General features: G+C 71.0%; 18 protein-coding genes. 11 read left to right on the top strand and 7 right to left on the bottom strand.

Annotated elements, in window-relative coordinates; genetic code table 11:
* The first annotated feature begins 5 nt into the window (after window positions 1–5).
* From dnaJ to era, 8 genes are all read left to right on the top strand, one after another.
* Window positions 6–1,172: a molecular chaperone DnaJ gene (dnaJ, locus tag ACLQ3K_RS02655; RefSeq protein WP_425996780.1), complete on the top strand. Its 1,167-nt coding sequence runs from the start codon at window positions 6–8 to the stop codon at window positions 1,170–1,172.
* 6 nt (window positions 1,173–1,178) lie between these two features.
* Window positions 1,179–1,955: a 16S rRNA (uracil(1498)-N(3))-methyltransferase gene (locus tag ACLQ3K_RS02650; protein WP_425996778.1), complete on the top strand. Its 777-nt coding sequence runs from the start codon at window positions 1,179–1,181 to the stop codon at window positions 1,953–1,955.
* 57 nt (window positions 1,956–2,012) lie between these two features.
* Window positions 2,013–2,732: an alpha/beta hydrolase family protein gene (locus tag ACLQ3K_RS02645; protein WP_224646492.1), complete on the top strand. Its 720-nt coding sequence runs from the start codon at window positions 2,013–2,015 to the stop codon at window positions 2,730–2,732.
* A gap of 112 nt (window positions 2,733–2,844) precedes the next feature.
* Window positions 2,845–3,903 carry a PhoH family protein gene (locus ACLQ3K_RS02640; protein ID WP_374758802.1) on the top strand — a complete coding sequence of 353 codons (1,059 nt, stop codon included), beginning with the start codon at window positions 2,845–2,847 and terminating at the stop codon, window positions 3,901–3,903.
* Entirely contained in the window at window positions 3,900–4,439 is a 540-nt protein-coding gene (gene ybeY / locus ACLQ3K_RS02635) for an rRNA maturation RNase YbeY (protein ID WP_425996776.1), read from the top strand. The genes ACLQ3K_RS02640 and ybeY overlap by 4 nt, the downstream gene beginning before the upstream one ends.
* A gap of 2 nt (window positions 4,440–4,441) precedes the next feature.
* A complete protein-coding gene (locus tag ACLQ3K_RS02630; RefSeq protein ID WP_425996774.1) occupies window positions 4,442–5,764 on the top strand; it encodes a hemolysin family protein in 1,323 nt (440 codons plus the stop codon).
* Entirely contained in the window at window positions 5,761–6,084 is a 324-nt protein-coding gene (locus tag ACLQ3K_RS02625) for a cytidine deaminase (protein ID WP_425996772.1), read from the top strand. Before ACLQ3K_RS02630 ends, ACLQ3K_RS02625 begins: the two co-directional genes overlap by 4 nt.
* Window positions 6,081–7,025 (top strand): GTPase Era, encoded by a 945-nt coding sequence (era, locus tag ACLQ3K_RS02620; RefSeq protein ID WP_425996770.1) that lies wholly within the window; start codon window positions 6,081–6,083, stop codon window positions 7,023–7,025. Before ACLQ3K_RS02625 ends, era begins: the two co-directional genes overlap by 4 nt.
* Here the strand turns inward: era and ACLQ3K_RS02615 are convergent.
* From ACLQ3K_RS02615 to ACLQ3K_RS02600, 4 genes are all read right to left on the bottom strand, one after another.
* A complete protein-coding gene (locus tag ACLQ3K_RS02615) occupies window positions 7,022–7,165 on the bottom strand; it encodes a hypothetical protein (RefSeq protein WP_425996768.1) in 144 nt (47 codons plus the stop codon). The two genes, era and ACLQ3K_RS02615, sit on opposite strands and share 4 nt — an antisense overlap.
* A gap of 62 nt (window positions 7,166–7,227) precedes the next feature.
* Window positions 7,228–7,527: a hypothetical protein gene (locus tag ACLQ3K_RS02610; RefSeq protein ID WP_425996766.1), complete on the bottom strand. Its 300-nt coding sequence runs from the start codon at window positions 7,525–7,527 to the stop codon at window positions 7,228–7,230.
* A 61-nt stretch (window positions 7,528–7,588) separates the two neighbouring features.
* The gene (locus ACLQ3K_RS02605; protein WP_425996764.1) at window positions 7,589–8,857 is read right to left on the bottom strand and encodes a hypothetical protein; all 1,269 of its coding nucleotides are present in this window, start codon (window positions 8,855–8,857) and stop codon (window positions 7,589–7,591) included.
* A 284-nt stretch (window positions 8,858–9,141) separates the two neighbouring features.
* A complete protein-coding gene (locus tag ACLQ3K_RS02600; RefSeq protein WP_425996762.1) occupies window positions 9,142–9,693 on the bottom strand; it encodes a hypothetical protein in 552 nt (183 codons plus the stop codon).
* 113 nt (window positions 9,694–9,806) lie between these two features.
* Between ACLQ3K_RS02600 and recO the strand changes: the two genes are divergently transcribed.
* The 3 genes from recO to ACLQ3K_RS02585 are packed head-to-tail and all read left to right on the top strand — an operon-like array spanning window position 9,807 to window position 11,798.
* Window positions 9,807–10,604, top strand: a complete 798-nt coding sequence (recO, locus tag ACLQ3K_RS02595; protein ID WP_425996760.1) for a DNA repair protein RecO — start codon at window positions 9,807–9,809, stop codon at window positions 10,602–10,604.
* Window positions 10,582–11,394, top strand: a complete 813-nt coding sequence (locus ACLQ3K_RS02590; RefSeq protein ID WP_425996758.1) for an isoprenyl transferase — start codon at window positions 10,582–10,584, stop codon at window positions 11,392–11,394. The genes recO and ACLQ3K_RS02590 overlap by 23 nt, the downstream gene beginning before the upstream one ends.
* On the top strand, window positions 11,391–11,798 hold the full coding sequence (locus tag ACLQ3K_RS02585) for a hypothetical protein (protein WP_224646506.1): 408 nt from the start codon (window positions 11,391–11,393) through the stop codon (window positions 11,796–11,798). Before ACLQ3K_RS02590 ends, ACLQ3K_RS02585 begins: the two co-directional genes overlap by 4 nt.
* A 63-nt stretch (window positions 11,799–11,861) precedes the next feature.
* On the opposite strand, the gene ACLQ3K_RS02580 is transcribed toward ACLQ3K_RS02585, so the two are convergent.
* Genes ACLQ3K_RS02580 through ACLQ3K_RS02570 form a run of 3 tightly spaced genes read right to left on the bottom strand, consistent with a single transcriptional unit; the run spans window position 11,862 to window position 13,770 of the window.
* Complete coding sequence (locus tag ACLQ3K_RS02580; RefSeq protein ID WP_425996756.1) at window positions 11,862–12,857, bottom strand: zinc-binding dehydrogenase; 996 nt, start codon at window positions 12,855–12,857, stop codon at window positions 11,862–11,864.
* A 32-nt stretch (window positions 12,858–12,889) separates the two neighbouring features.
* Entirely contained in the window at window positions 12,890–13,312 is a 423-nt protein-coding gene (locus ACLQ3K_RS02575; protein WP_224646510.1) for an organic hydroperoxide resistance protein, read from the bottom strand.
* A 32-nt stretch (window positions 13,313–13,344) separates the two neighbouring features.
* A complete protein-coding gene (locus ACLQ3K_RS02570) occupies window positions 13,345–13,770 on the bottom strand; it encodes a MarR family winged helix-turn-helix transcriptional regulator (protein ID WP_425996754.1) in 426 nt (141 codons plus the stop codon).
* Between the last annotated feature and the right edge of the window lie 11 nt (window positions 13,771–13,781).

The raw sequence follows: 13,781 nt of genomic DNA, 5'->3' as shown, positions 1-13,781 counted from the left end.
CAGACGTGGCACGTGATTACTACCGCATCCTCGGGGTCGATTCGAAGGCCTCCGACCAGGAGATCAAGCGCGCGTACCGCAAGCTCGCCCGCGAGCTGCACCCCGACGTGAACCCCGACGACGCGGCGCAGGAGAAGTTCCGCGACGTCTCCGACGCCTACGAGGTGCTCAGCGACCCCGAGAAGCGGCGCGTCGTGGACATGGGCGGCGACCCGCTGGACAGCTCGCCCGGCGGCGGCGGCGGCTTCGGCGGCGGGGGCTTCAGCGGCTTCGGCGGTGGCGGCCTGGGCGACGTCTTCGAGGCCTTCTTCGGTGGCGGCATGGGCGGCGGACGGGGCCCGCGCGGCCGGGTCCGCGAGGGCAACGACGCGCTGATCCGCATGGAGTTGGACCTCGACGAGTGCGCGAACGGCGTGAGCCGCGAGCTGACCGTCGACACCGCGATCCTCTGCGACAAGTGCCAGGGCGCCGGTACCGAGGGCGACAGCAAGCCGTCGACGTGCCCCACCTGCCACGGCGCGGGCGAGGTCCAGTCCGTGCAGCGGTCCTTCCTCGGCCAGGTCATGACCTCGCGGCCGTGCCCCACCTGCTCGGGTGCCGGCGAGGTCATCGAGAACCCCTGCAGCAAGTGCAGCGGCGACGGCCGCGTGCGCACCCGCCGCAACCTCACCGTGAAGATCCCCGCCGGCGTCGGCGACGGCATGCGCGTGCGCCTCGCGGGGCAGGGCGAGGTCGGCCCCGGCGGCGGCCCCGCCGGCGACCTCTACGTCGAGGTCACCGAGACCGAGCACGAGTACCTCACCCGCGACGGCAGCACGCTGCACGTCACCGCGCGGGTGCCGATGTTCGACGCGGCGCTGGGCGCCGAGGTCACGGTGCCCACCGTCATCGACGGCGAGCTCACCGTGGACGTGCCCGCGGGGACCCAGACCGGCGACACCACGGTGCTGCGCGGCCACGGCATGCCCCAGGTCAACTCGCAGGTGCGCGGCAACCTCGTCGTCCACTTCGACGTGGCGATCCCGGCGCGGCTGGACAAGAAGCAGACCGAGAAGCTGCGCGAGCTCAAGGCGCTCTTCCCGGGCGAGGGCCCGCACGCCGCCCGTCGCGGCGGCCAGGACCAGGGCGGCGGCATCTTCTCCCGCCTGCGCGACACCTTCGCCGGACGGTAGCCGCAGGTGGCGGCCACCGTCTTCCTCGCGGAGTCGCTGCCCGCGCCGGGGGAGGAGTACCTCCTCGCCGGCGACGAGGGCCGGCACGCCGCGGCCGTGCGGCGCGTCCGCACGGGCGAGGAACTCGTCCTCTCCGACGGTGCCGGCGGCTTCGCCCGGTGCACCGCGATCGCGGTCGGCAAGGCCGACGTGACGGTGCGCTGCGCCGAGACCTGGACGGTGCCCCCCGCGTCGCCGCGCGTGGTGCTGGTGCAGGCGCTGCCGAAGTCCGATCGGTCCGAGCTGTCGGTCGAGCTCGCCACCGAGGCGGGGATCGACGCGATCATCCCGTGGCAGGCGTCCCGCTGCGTCTCCCGGTGGGACGGTGGCGGGTCCGGCGGCAAGGGCTCCGGCAAGGCCGAGAAGGGCGTCGCCCGGTGGCGCGCCGTGGCCCGCTCGGCCGCGAAACAAGCACGGCGAGCGTACGTTCCAGAGGTCCACGACCTGGTGACCACGCGGGAACTCGTTCCGTTACTCACCAGTATGGATGCGAATGTAGTTGTCTTGCACGAGGGTTCGGCGGTCCCTTTCGGTGAGGTTGACTTCTCAGTAACCGGAACCATCGTTATCGTGGTGGGGCCGGAGGGCGGAATCAGCCCCGAGGAACTGGATGCCCTGGTCGGGATGGGTGCGCAGCCCGCGCTCCTCGGCCCGACGGTGCTGCGGACCTCCACCGCGGCCGCCGTCGCCCTGGGTGCTCTGGGAGTGATGACCGACAGATGGTCCGGCACGCCGCCGGACTGATCGACCGGACCGGCGCGGTGCCGGCCGGCGGCTGGGACGAAGGAGTGCTCGGACACGATGGCGCGTCGCATCTTCTACGGCAGCGAGGAATCGCAGCACGGGCACTTCTACCCGGGCGACGCCGACAAGCCCCTGATCACCCTGGTGCACGGCGGCTACTGGCGGAACCTGTACTCGATGACGATGGAGTCGAAGGTCGCCAAGGACCTCAACGACCGCGGCTACCCGGTGTGGAACGTCGAGTACCGCCGCGTCGGCGAGCCGGGCGTGGTGTGGCCGATCCTCGGCGACGACGTGCTCGCGGCGATCGACTACGGCACCGACAAGCTGGCCAAGGGCGCCGGGCACATCGTGGCCGCCCACAGTGCCGGCGCCACCCTGGCCGTCTGGGCCGCCGCGCAGCGCCCCGACCTGCTCGGCGTGATCTCCCGCGGCGGCGTCCTCGACCTCATCGAGCGCGGCGACGGCGACCAGTCGATGCGCCTGCTCTTCGACCTCGCGCCCAACGCCAACCAGCGGCTCATCAAGCGGACCTTCGCGCAGGCCAGCCCCGTCGCGGCGATGCCCTTCACCACCCGTGTGCGCGCCCTGCACGGCCGGCTCGACGAGCAGGTGCCCTACCAGCTCTCCGAGTGGTTCCTCTCGCAGGCGCAGGAGAACGGCATGGACGCGACGCTCACGATGATCGAGGGCGAGGGCCACGACGACTTCCTCGAGCCCGGCTCGAAGGGGCACAAGGCGACGCTCGCGGCGATCGAGGAGCTCGCCGCGCGGTGACCCGCCGCGGTGCGCGATCCGCCCCCGGCGAAACCCACGGGCCTTCCGAGGGTGAGCGGTACTAAACTGGGCGTATCCGCACCGTCAGGCGCGGTCACCGCCGAGACAAGGATTGACGCACCGCGTGCCAGACCCCACCAGTTCCGACAGCCCCGCCCAGGCCGTGACGCCGGCGCGGTCCACCGTCGAGATCCCCATCGAGCTGACCTTCGGTCTTCTCGGCCCCGCGGACGCGAACCTCCGAGCGCTGGAGAACGTGCTCGACGCGGACGTCCACGCCCGCGGCAACGTGATCACCCTGTCCGGCCGCCCCGCGGATGTCGCGCTGGCCGAGCGGGTCCTCGCCGAGCTGCTCGCCGCCGTGCGCAGCGGCGTCGCCGTGAGCCCCGAGGAGGTGCGCCGGTCCGTCGGGATGATGACCGACGGTTCCGGCGAGTCGCCGGCCGAGGTGCTCACCCTCGACATCATCTCCCGCCGCGGGAAGACGGTGCGCCCCAAGACCGTCAACCAGAAGAAGTACGTCGACGCGATCGACGAGCACACCATCGTCTTCGGCGTCGGCCCCGCGGGCACCGGCAAGACGTACCTCGCGATGGCCAAGGCCGTGCAGGCGCTGCAGTCCAAGCAGGTCAGCCGCATCATCCTCACCCGCCCCGCGGTGGAGGCGGGCGAGCGGCTCGGCTTCCTGCCCGGCACGCTGAACGAGAAGATCGACCCGTACTTGCGCCCGCTCTACGACGCGCTGCACGACATGATGGACACCGAGTCGATCCCGAAACTCATGGAGGCTGGTGTCATCGAGGTCGCGCCGCTGGCGTTCATGCGAGGCCGCAGCCTGAACGACGCGTTCATCATCCTCGACGAGGCGCAGAACACCACCGCCGAGCAGATGAAGATGTTCCTCACCCGGCTCGGCTTCGGCTCCAAGATCGTCGTCACGGGCGACGCGTCGCAGGTGGACCTGCCGGGCGGCGCCACCAGCGGCCTGCGCGCCGCAGTGAACATCCTGCGCGACATCGACGACATCCACATCGCCGAGCTGACCAGTTCGGACGTGGTGCGGCACCGTCTCGTCGCCGAGATCGTCGACGCGTACGCCCAGTTCGAGGAACAGCTCGAAGCCACCAAGCGCCCGCAGCTGGGCGCGCGACGCATCCCGGGGCGCCGATGAGCATCGAATTCGCCAACGAGTCCGGCTTCGACGTCGATGAGGCGGAGGTCGTGGCGGTGGCCGCGTTCGCCATCGCCGCGATGGACGTGCACCCGGGTGCCGAGCTGAACATGCTCGCCGTCGACCTCGACACCATGGCCGACCTGCACGTGAAGTGGATGGACCTGCCCGGCCCCACCGACGTCATGAGCTTCCCGATGGACGAGCTGACCCCGGGAGGCCGCCCGGACATGGTCGAGGCCGGGCCCGCGACGCTCGGCGACATCGTGCTGTGCCCGCAGTTCGCCGCGGAGCAGGCGACCGCCGCCGGGCACTCCACCGGCCACGAGCTGAACGTTCTCACGGTGCACGGCGTGCTCCACCTGCTGGGCTTCGACCACGCCGAGCCCGACGAGGAGCGTGAGATGTTCGCGCTCCAGGACAGCATCCTCGCCGAGTACTACGCGCAGCAGCGCGACCAGGACCGTCGCGCCCGCCAGTCCGCGCGCGACGAGAAGCTGCTCGGCCGCACCGGCTTCCTGGGGCGGCGGGACTGAGCGTGTCCTCGTCGATCCTGCTGATCGTCGGCGTCGTCGCCCTGGTCTTCCTCGGCGGTCTGTTCGCGGCGGTCGATTCCGCCCTCCTGACGGTGTCCCCGGCGCGCGTCGAGGACCTCGTCGAGGACGGCCGGCCCGGCGCCAAGCGGCTGCAGCGCGTCCTCGTCAACCGGCCCCTCTACGTCAACCTCGTGGTGCTGCTGCGCACCGCGTGCGAGGTGCTGGCCACCGTCCTCGTCTTCCTCGTGCTCGACCGCTACCTGTCGACGGTGTCGACGGCCGTCGTCACCGCGGCCGTGATGACGGTGGTCAGCTACGTCCTGATCGGCGTCGGGCCGCGCACCCTCGGCCGGCAGCACGCGTACACGCTGGGCTGCTCGGCCGCGGTGGTGCTGCAGGCGATCGCGATCCTCATGGGCCCGATCACCCGCCTGCTGATCCTGCTCGGTAACGCCATCACGCCCGGCCGCGGCTACCGCAACGGCCCGTTCGCCACGGAGGTCGAGCTCCGCGAGCTCGTCGATCTCGCGCAGCAGCGCGGCGTGGTGGACGAGGACGAGGGCAAGATGATCCAGTCCGTCTTCGAGCTCGGCGACACCGCCGCGCGCGAGGTCATGGTGCCGCGGCCCGAGATGGTGTGGATCGAGGCCGACAAGTCCGTCTCGCAGGCCACCCGGCTCGCGGTCCGCTCCGGGCACTCCCGCATCCCCGTCATCGGGGAGAATGTCGACGACGTGCGGGGCGTCGTCTACCTCAAGGATCTCGTCGCCCTGCCCGACGGTGCCGATCGCCACGCCATCGAGGTGGGCCGCATGGCCCGCCCGGCGGTCTTCGTGCCCGACTCGAAGCCCGTCGACGCGCTGCTGCGCGAGATGCAGCACACCAACAACCACATGGCCGTCCTGGTCAACGAGTACGGCTCCATCGCCGGCCTCGTGACCATCGAGGACGTGCTGGAGGAGATCGTCGGCGAGATCACCGACGAGTACGATTCCGGCGAGGTCGCGCCGGTGGAGGAGCTCGGGGACGGGGTGTTCCGGGTGTCCGCCCGGCTCGACCTGGAGACGCTCGGCGAGCTCTTCGACAAGGAGATCGAGGAGGACGAGGTCGACACCGTCGGCGGCCTCCTCGGCCTGGCGCTGGGCCGCGTGCCCCTGCCGGGCTCGGAGGTCGAGGCGCACGGACTGCTGCTGGAGGCCGAGGGCGCCACCGATCGCCGCGGCCGGGTGCGGATCTCCACGGTCCTGGTGCGCAGCGCCGACGGCGAGGAGGCGGCACCGTCGGACGACGACGCGACCGCGAACGACGAGAAGGAGCCCGCGTGACCGAGACATCCGACGAGGACCGCAAGCTGGTGACCCTCGCGCGCGGCGCGATGGCCCGGGCGGGCGCCGCGCACGGCGCCGCGGTCCGGGACCTCGACGGGCGCACCTACGCCGGTGCCCCCGTCGCCCTGACGTCCCTGGCGCTGACGGGGCTGCAGGTGGCCGTCGCGACGGCGTTGAGCTCCGGGGCCGACGGCTTCGAGGCCGCCGTCCTGGTGGGCTCCGCCGACGGTGCCGACGCCGGCATCGTCACCCTGCACGAGGTGACGCCGGACGCTCCGGTGTCGCTGTTCGATGAGCGTGGAGAGGCCCGCCCGTGACCGAAGAGATCCAGACCCCCGAGGACTTCCGGTCCGGCTTCGTGTGTTTCGTGGGGCGGCCCAACACGGGCAAGTCCACGCTGACCAACGCGCTGGTCGGGACGAAGGTGGCGATCACCAGCTCGCGCCCGCAGACCACCCGCTCGACGATCCGCGGCATCGTCAACCGGCCGGACTGTCAGCTGGTGCTGGTGGACACCCCGGGCCTGCACCGCCCGCGCACCCTCCTCGGGCAGCGCCTCAACGACCTCGTGCGGGACACCTACTCCGAGGTCGACATGATCTGCCTGACGATCCCGGCGGACGAGAAGATCGGCCCCGGAGACAAGTACATCCTCGAGCAGGTGCGGCACATGGCGCCGCGCACGCCCCTGATGGGCGTGGTCACCAAGATCGACAAGGTGGGCCGCGACAAGGTCGCCGAGCAGCTCCTGGCCGTGTCGAAGTTCCTCGGCGAGAACAGCGACGTGATCCCGGTGTCGGCGACGTCGGGGGAACAGGTCGAGGACCTGGTGCAGCTGCTGGCGTCGAAGATGAAGCCCGGGCCCGCGTTCTACCCGGACGACGAGATCACCGACACCGACGACGATACGATGATGGCCGAGCTCATCCGCGAGGCCGCGCTCGAGGGCGTCCGCGACGAGCTGCCGCACTCGCTGGCCGTCGTGATCGAGGAGGTCGTGGAGCGGGAGAAGACGCCCGCCCAGGAGAAGACCGGCAAGCCCGGCCTGCTCGAGGTGCACGCCCTGCTCTACGTCGAGCGGAGCTCGCAGAAGGCGATCATCATCGGCAAGGGCGGCGTCCGCCTGAAGTCCGTCGGTACCGCCGCCCGCGGTGAGATCGAGAAGCTGCTGGGCCGGAAGGTCTTCCTGTCCCTGCACGTGAAGATCGCCAAGGACTGGCAGCGCGACCCGAAGCAACTGGGCCGCCTGGGCTTCTAGGCGCCCAGAAGGCGCCGCCACCAAGGCCGACGGTCCCGTACCGGGAACTCCAGATCCAGCTCGCCGGGATCGTCGGTGAGGCCGTTCGCGAAGGCTTCGAGGCGCTCGGGGACCGGGTCGCCCAGAACTCGGTACCCCACGACTGCAGTTCGGGCGGCTGCGCGACGCCGGAGCATGGCAAGATCGCTGGCCGACATGGTTCTCATCGCTCGCCTCCTGTCGACGGCTGATCTCCATCATTCATCAGGCTCGATCGCTGGGCAACGTAGAGGGCGAGTTTCCGTTCGGTCCGGGTGGCCAGACGGGATTGGAGCAGGTCTGCGATGACCACCCAGCCATCCAGTGGCTCGTTCGGATCCGAGCTGTACGTCGCCGATATCGCCCATTGGAACCGCGTCCACCACTCTTTTCGATTGTCGGCCAGCCGTTTCTGACCGATCGTCACGATCGCGATGACCGCGGCGGCCGTGCCCACGATGATCGTGGCCCATCCCGGTGTCATGACCTCTCCCCCCGAAGAAATCCGATGCTGCTGACATCGCGCACCGGACCGCCGACAGGTTTCAGGAATGTTCGTCGAGGAGTGCGGCGAGCGGGATCTCCTCGAGCTCCGAGTAGCCCGTGTCGCGCCACCAGTACAGGCCGGACCCGGTTGCGATAAGGAGCTCGCCGCCGTGGCGCGCGACCGACACCTGCGTGGTGTGGATCGGCGCGACGGCGACCGGTTCGAGGGTGTCGCCGTCCAGGCGGACGAGCAGCCAGAACTGCTCCGCGCTCCGGTACTCGCAGGGTCCGTCGAGCGGCCACCAGCCGTCGGCGCCGGTGCCGTCGGGCCGATGACAGACGACGAACAGGTCGTCTCCGACGGTCCGCATGCTTCCGAAGCGTGGGGCGGTACGGGCGCTGCGGGTGACGGTGAGGTCGGGGCGCACGTCGAGGGCGATCGGGTCGCCGATCATGCCCCCGGTGAAGACGCGCGGCGGCGCACCGCCGAAGCCGTCGGGGTTGGGGCCGACGTCGTCGAGCACGGGCCCGACGGTGACCTCGCCCGCCTCGCCCACGCGCACCAGACGGTGGGTCCGGTCCTCGGGCGCCATCTCGCCGTTGCAGGTCAGCAGGAGGAACCCGGTGTCGGTCGCGATACCCCAGCGCGGCGCATCTCCGGTGTGCACGGGCTCGCGGAGCGTGACGTCCCCGGGCTCGATCAGATGCAACCGCACGGTGTTTCCCTCCTCGTGGAAGGCGACCAGCGCGGTCCCGTCGCCGGGCACGACCGAGTCCACCGGCGACGTCGTCACCCGTGTGACCGAGCCGTCGGCGATGCGGAAGGCGCCATCCGAGCGGAACGCCCAACACGCGCCAGCGGCCGCCCACACGGTGGGGATCTCGTAGTCCTGCTTCGGCGTCACCGCGCCGGGCAGCAGATGCTCCTGGGGTGTCCGGTCGCCGGAGAGGTCGAGTTCCGCGACGATCGGCAGCGTGCTGTCGACGACCCAGGCCCGATCACCGTCGACTGCTACGGAATCCGGGCGGATGCGCGGCTGTGGTGCCGTGAGCGGCGCGTCCGCGAGGTCCAGGTCGACGACGGCCGCGAACTCGTACCGGTGCTCGTGGTCGTCACCGGCGGATGAATCGAGCCATTGCGGGCAGGCGGTGACATCGCGGTATTCGTACGTGCAGGGGACGTGGACGAAGGGCTCGGAGTCGGTGGTCCGTCGAGCCAGCACGGATGCGACCCGAACCCGGAGGATCCGGCCCCGTACTCGGATCGGATTCGGGTGGTAGACGTAGTCGGCGTAGACGGTGCCCCGCACGCGGACTGGCCCGATCATCGGGCGAGGAGCGCCCCATGACACCTCCCACCCCATGCCCCGCAGCGTGGTCGGCCACCTCATGCGCCGGTCATCGTCACGGCCGGTGACAGTCGGTGCACCGCGGGGAATCGCCTCGGCGGAGAGCTCTGTGACCCCCGCGTCGCTAGGGTCCGGAACCCCCTCCTCGCGGAAGCCGATCACGTACTCGCCGATCTCGCCGACCACCGGAGGTGGCGGTGATCCGTCGCCCAGCATCCAGCTCGCAATGCTGACGCGTAGCGGCACAGAGGCAGCGGGCTCCGTCACGACGCAGATCCGGATTCGCCGGGGTCGGTGAGTTCGAGGTCGACGATGACCGCCCAATCGACGCGCTTGCCGCGAGGAGTCGGGGACTCGCCGTCGTACTTCCGAGGCGCCGCCGCGACGTCGCGGTGGAGGATCGTCCCCGGAATCGGGCGCCAGGCCAGACTGCCTCCAGGATCTCTCGGCCAGGGTTCGAGGCGCATCTCGACCGACTCTATGCGGACCCGGATCACACGTCCCCGCACGTCGGGCGTGCCCATGTGATTGGCGTGGAATGTGCCGTGCAGCCGAACCGGGCCGTTCTCCGGAGCTGTTCCCTGCGCCTCGTACTTCCACCCGGCTCCCGAGTACACCGTCGGCCAGCGACGCAATCCGTCGACGGCGATGTAGGAGTTACCGACGACCGTTGCCGTTGCGTCGATGTCGACGACCGCGGTGTCGTCCAGGTGGGCGATGTCCTCGACGGCGAAGAAGATGAGCGGGTACTCGCCGATATCGCCGACGGTGGGAGGATCGATGCTGTCGTCCTCGATGTCCCACGTATTGATCACCACCGTCAGGGTGCTCGATGTTCGATCTACCACAGGACGAGTACACCATGGCGACGAGTTCTCACGAGCGTCGATGGCGCCAGATGTCGGGGCGGGGTGGGATGATGGAGGGTATGAGGTCGTACCGGGACAACGCTGTGGTGCTGCGGCAGCACAAGCTGGGGGAGGCCGACTACATCCTCACGCTGCTGACCCGGGACAACGGCCTGGTCCGCGCGGTCGCGAAGGGGGTGCGCCGGCCGCGCTCGCGGTTCGGCGCCCGGCTGGAGCTGTTCGCGCACGTCGACCTGCAGCTGCACCCCGGCCGCAACCTCGACATGGTGACGCAGGTGCACTCCATCGCCGCCTACTCGGGCGATCTCGCCGGCGACTACGGCCGCTACACCACGGCGTGCGCGGTGATCGAGACGGCGGAGCGGCTGGCGGGCGAGGAGCGCGCCCCGGCGCTGGAGCTGCACCGGCTCACCGTCGGCGCGCTGCGCGCCATCGCGGAGGGGACGCGCGACCGCGACCTGGTGCTCATCTCGTTCCTGCTGCGCGCGATGGAGTCGGCGGGCTGGGCGCCCACGCTCACGATCTGCGCCCGCTGCGGCGACGAGGGGCCGCACCGCGCCTTCCATGTGGCCGCGGGCGGCGCCGTCTGCGTGCACTGCCGCCCGTCGGGCTCGGCGGTGCCGGGGCAGGGCGTGCTGGACCTGATGGCGGCCCTCGCCCGGGCCGATTTCGACCTCGCCGAGACCACGGGCGAGCGGCTGCGCAGGCAGGCCAACGGGCTCGCCGCCGCGCACCTACAGTGGCACGTGGGACGGCAGCTGCGGTCGCTGCCCATGATCGAGCGGCACGCGCCGCACAGCCCGGCCCTCACGGCCGGTGAGAGGGAGGTCGACGGTGCCGGGACTGCGGCGGGGTAGGTCCAAGACGACGGTGCCGACGGCGCCGGTCACCGTCCGGCCCCCGGACCCGCACCCCTCCGGGGCGACGCCGCCGGAGATCCCCGCGGAGCTGGTGCCGAACCACGTCGCCCTCGTCATGGACGGCAACGGTCGGTGGGCCAAGGAGCGCGGGATGCCGCGCACCGAGGGGCACAAGCGCGGCGAGGCCGTGCTCATGGACACGGTCTGCGGCTGCATCGAGATCGGCGTGAAGCAGCTGTCGGCGTACGCCTTCTCCACGGAGAACTGGACGCGCAGCCCCGAGGAGGTGCGCTTCCTCATGGGCTTCAACCGCGACGTGATCCGGCGCCGCCGCGACGAGATGCACGAGATGGGCGTCCGGGTGAAGTGGGCCGGGCGGCGTCCCCGGCTGTGGGCCAGCGTGATCAAGGAGCTCGAGGTCGCGGAGGAGCTCACCAAGGACAACACCGTCATGACGCTCACGATGTGCGTCAACTACGGCGGCCGGGCCGAGATCGTCGACGCCGCAAGGGAGCTCGCGCGTCGCGCCGCTGCGGGGGAGATCAATCCGGACCGCATCACCGAGCAGTCCTTCCAGCAGTACCTGTACCAGCCCGACATGCCGGACGTGGACCTGTTCCTGCGGCCGTCGGGGGAGAAGCGCTCCTCGAACTTCCTGCTGTGGGAGAGCGCGTACGCCGAGTACGTCTACCAGGACACCCTGTTCCCCGACTTCGACCGGCGGAACCTGTGGGACGCGTGCCTCGAGTACGCCAAGCGCGACCGCCGGTTCGGCGGCGCGCAGTGACGGCGCAGGACCCCCGGCTCGACGCGCTGCGCTCCCGGCTCGAGTCCGCACTGGCCGACGGGGTGGTGCTGCGCCGTGACGAGAACCAGGCGGTGCTGGTCGATTTCGGCGAGACCCCGGCGTCCGTGCAGGTCTTCGCCCTCGCCCGCGACGTGGACGTCTACTCGCTGACCCAGGTGGTGGCGTGGGACCTCGCGCTCACCGACGAACTCCGCGCCGACGTGCGCGCCGTGGCGGACGGCGTGCAGTTCGGCTCGCTGCGGCTCATGGAGCGGGAGGTCTCGGCCGACCTGGTGCTGTCCTACTCGTTCCCCGCCGGCACACTCGCGGGCGACGCGCTGCGGGAGTTCGTGCTCTTCGTCCTGGCCCAGGGCGTCGACGCGCGCCGCCGCCTCGTCGGCTGAATGTGCGGTCATCCGTTCCAACGATCGCTCGAACGAATGACCGCACATCTCCGGCGGTGGTGATCAGGGGCGCAGGAGCACCTTGCCCACGCGGCCGGGGCGGCCGCTCGCCGCTGCGGCGGAGGAGATCTCGTCGAGCTGGTACACCCCGTCGACGGGCAGTGCGAGGGTGCCGGCGGCGACGCCGCGGACGACCTCGCCCATGAGCTCGGCCCGCTTGGCGGGCGCCATCTCCTGGCTCACGGTGCGTCCCCAGAAGCCCTTGACCACGATCTCCTTGAAGATCGCGACGTTGACGGGGATCTCCAGCATCGCGCCCTCGCCCGGGTTGGTGGCGCTCATCGCGCCGAACGAGACGAGCGTGCCGCGCTGGCCGAGCAGGAGGGCGAGCTGGGTGCTCGCCGCGCCACCGATCGAGTCGACGGCGGCCGCGTAGCCCGCGTCGCCGGCGAGCTCCTTGGCGCGGTCTCGCCAGCCCTCGCTGTCGGTGGCGATCACGTTGGTCACGCCGAAGGTCGCGAGCTCGTCGACGGCGGCGGACCGTCGTACCAGGCCCGTGACGTTGATGCCCCGGGCGGCCGCGAGCTGCGCCAGCAGGCGCCCGACCATGCCGTTGGCGGTGTTCTGCACGATCCACTGGCCGGGCTGGACGTTCAGGTAGTCGAGCAGGCTGATCGCGCTGAAGGGCATCGAGAAGAGCTGTGCGGCGGCCTCATCGGAGATCTCCCCGGGGACCGGAAGCAGACCGGCGGCGCCGGCGACGAAGTACTCCGCCCAGGTGCCGAAGGCCGAGCCGGTGGCGACGCGCTGGCCGACGGTGAAGCCCTCGACGCCCTCGCCGAGAGCGTCGATCACGCCGACGGCCTCGGAGCCGGAGGCGGCGGGGAGGGCGGGCTTGTAGCCGTAGTCGCCCTTCACGGTCCACAGGTCGTGGTTGTGGATCGGGGCGAGCAGAGTGCGGATCCGCACCTGGCCGGGCCGCGCCTCGGGCAACGGGACCTCGCGGACCGACAGGACGCTCGCGGGGTCGCCGAACTCGTCCTGGATGAGTGCACGCATGGATGTCTCCTTGTGAGAAGTGGTGGGGGAGTTCAGTCGTTCGCGACGGTCACGGTGACGTCGATGTTGCCGCGCACGGCGTTCGAGTACGGGCAGACCTGGTGGGCCGCGTCGGCGAGGGCCTGGGCGGCGTCGTGCTCGACGTCGGGGATGACGACCTCGAGTGCGACGGTGAGGCCGAAACCGCCGGATCCGTTGGGGCCGATGCCCACGCGGGCCCCGACGCTGGAGTCGCCGAGCGCGACCTTCTGCGTGCGGGCGACCATCTGGAGCGCGGAGTGGAAGCAGGCGGCGTAGCCGGCGGCGAAGAGCTGCTCGGGGTTGGCGCCGTCGCCGGATCCGCCCATCTCCTTCGGGATGGCCAGCTGCAGGTCGACGCGGCCGTCGTCGGTGCGGGTGCGGCCGTCGCGGCCGGCGCCGGTGGCGATGGCCTCGGCGGTGTACACGGTGCTCATGTCGGGGGTTCCTCCTGGAACGTCGGGGATGGTCAGGTGTGCGCGGCGCAGAAGCGGTTCGCCAGGTCGCGGAGCGCGACCGCGTCCTCGACGGGCAGGTTGAAGCCCTCGTAGACCCGGCTGCGGGCGGCGTCGACCCGGGGGCGCAGCGCATGCCCCGCGTCGGTGACGTGGACCGTGACCAGCCGTTCGTCGGCCTGGTCTCGGCGGCGCTCGACGAGGCCGGCGCCCTCGAGCCGCCGGATCAGCGGCGACAGGGTGCCGCTGTCGAGGCGCAGGCGTTCGCCCAGCGCCGAGACGGTGACGCCGTCGCGCTCCCACAGGGCGAGGAGCGTGACGTACTGGGTGTAGGTGAGGCCCAGCGTCGACAGCTCCTCGCGGTAGGCGTTCGACGCCACCCGCGCGGCGGAGTACAGCGCGAAGCACAGCTGCTCGTCCAGGGTCCGCTTCGCTTCCACTCCATGATGAT

Source organism: Tsukamurella sp. DT100 (assembly GCF_049844855.1).
Classification (GTDB): domain Bacteria; phylum Actinomycetota; class Actinomycetes; order Mycobacteriales; family Mycobacteriaceae; genus Tsukamurella.
Note: the sequence above shows the minus strand (reverse complement) of the source record. Positions and strands in the feature narration are given on the sequence as shown.

Bases quoted from the DNA above. Each gene is read 5' to 3' on its own strand.
- ACLQ3K_RS02645 (WP_224646492.1), top strand. From the start codon at position 2,013: ATGGCGCGTCGCATCTTCTACGGCAGCGAGGAATCGCAGCACGGGCAC.
- ybeY (WP_425996776.1), top strand. From the start codon at position 3,900: ATGAGCATCGAATTCGCCAACGAGTCCGGCTTCGACGTCGATGAGGCG.
- ACLQ3K_RS02610 (WP_425996766.1), bottom strand. From the start codon at position 7,527: ATGACACCGGGATGGGCCACGATCATCGTGGGCACGGCCGCCGCGGTC.
- ACLQ3K_RS02605 (WP_425996764.1), bottom strand. From the start codon at position 8,857: ATGATCGGGCCAGTCCGCGTGCGGGGCACCGTCTACGCCGACTACGTC.
- recO (WP_425996760.1), top strand. From the start codon at position 9,807: ATGAGGTCGTACCGGGACAACGCTGTGGTGCTGCGGCAGCACAAGCTG.
- ACLQ3K_RS02580 (WP_425996756.1), bottom strand. From the start codon at position 12,857: ATGCGTGCACTCATCCAGGACGAGTTCGGCGACCCCGCGAGCGTCCTG.
- ACLQ3K_RS02575 (WP_224646510.1), bottom strand. From the start codon at position 13,312: ATGAGCACCGTGTACACCGCCGAGGCCATCGCCACCGGCGCCGGCCGC.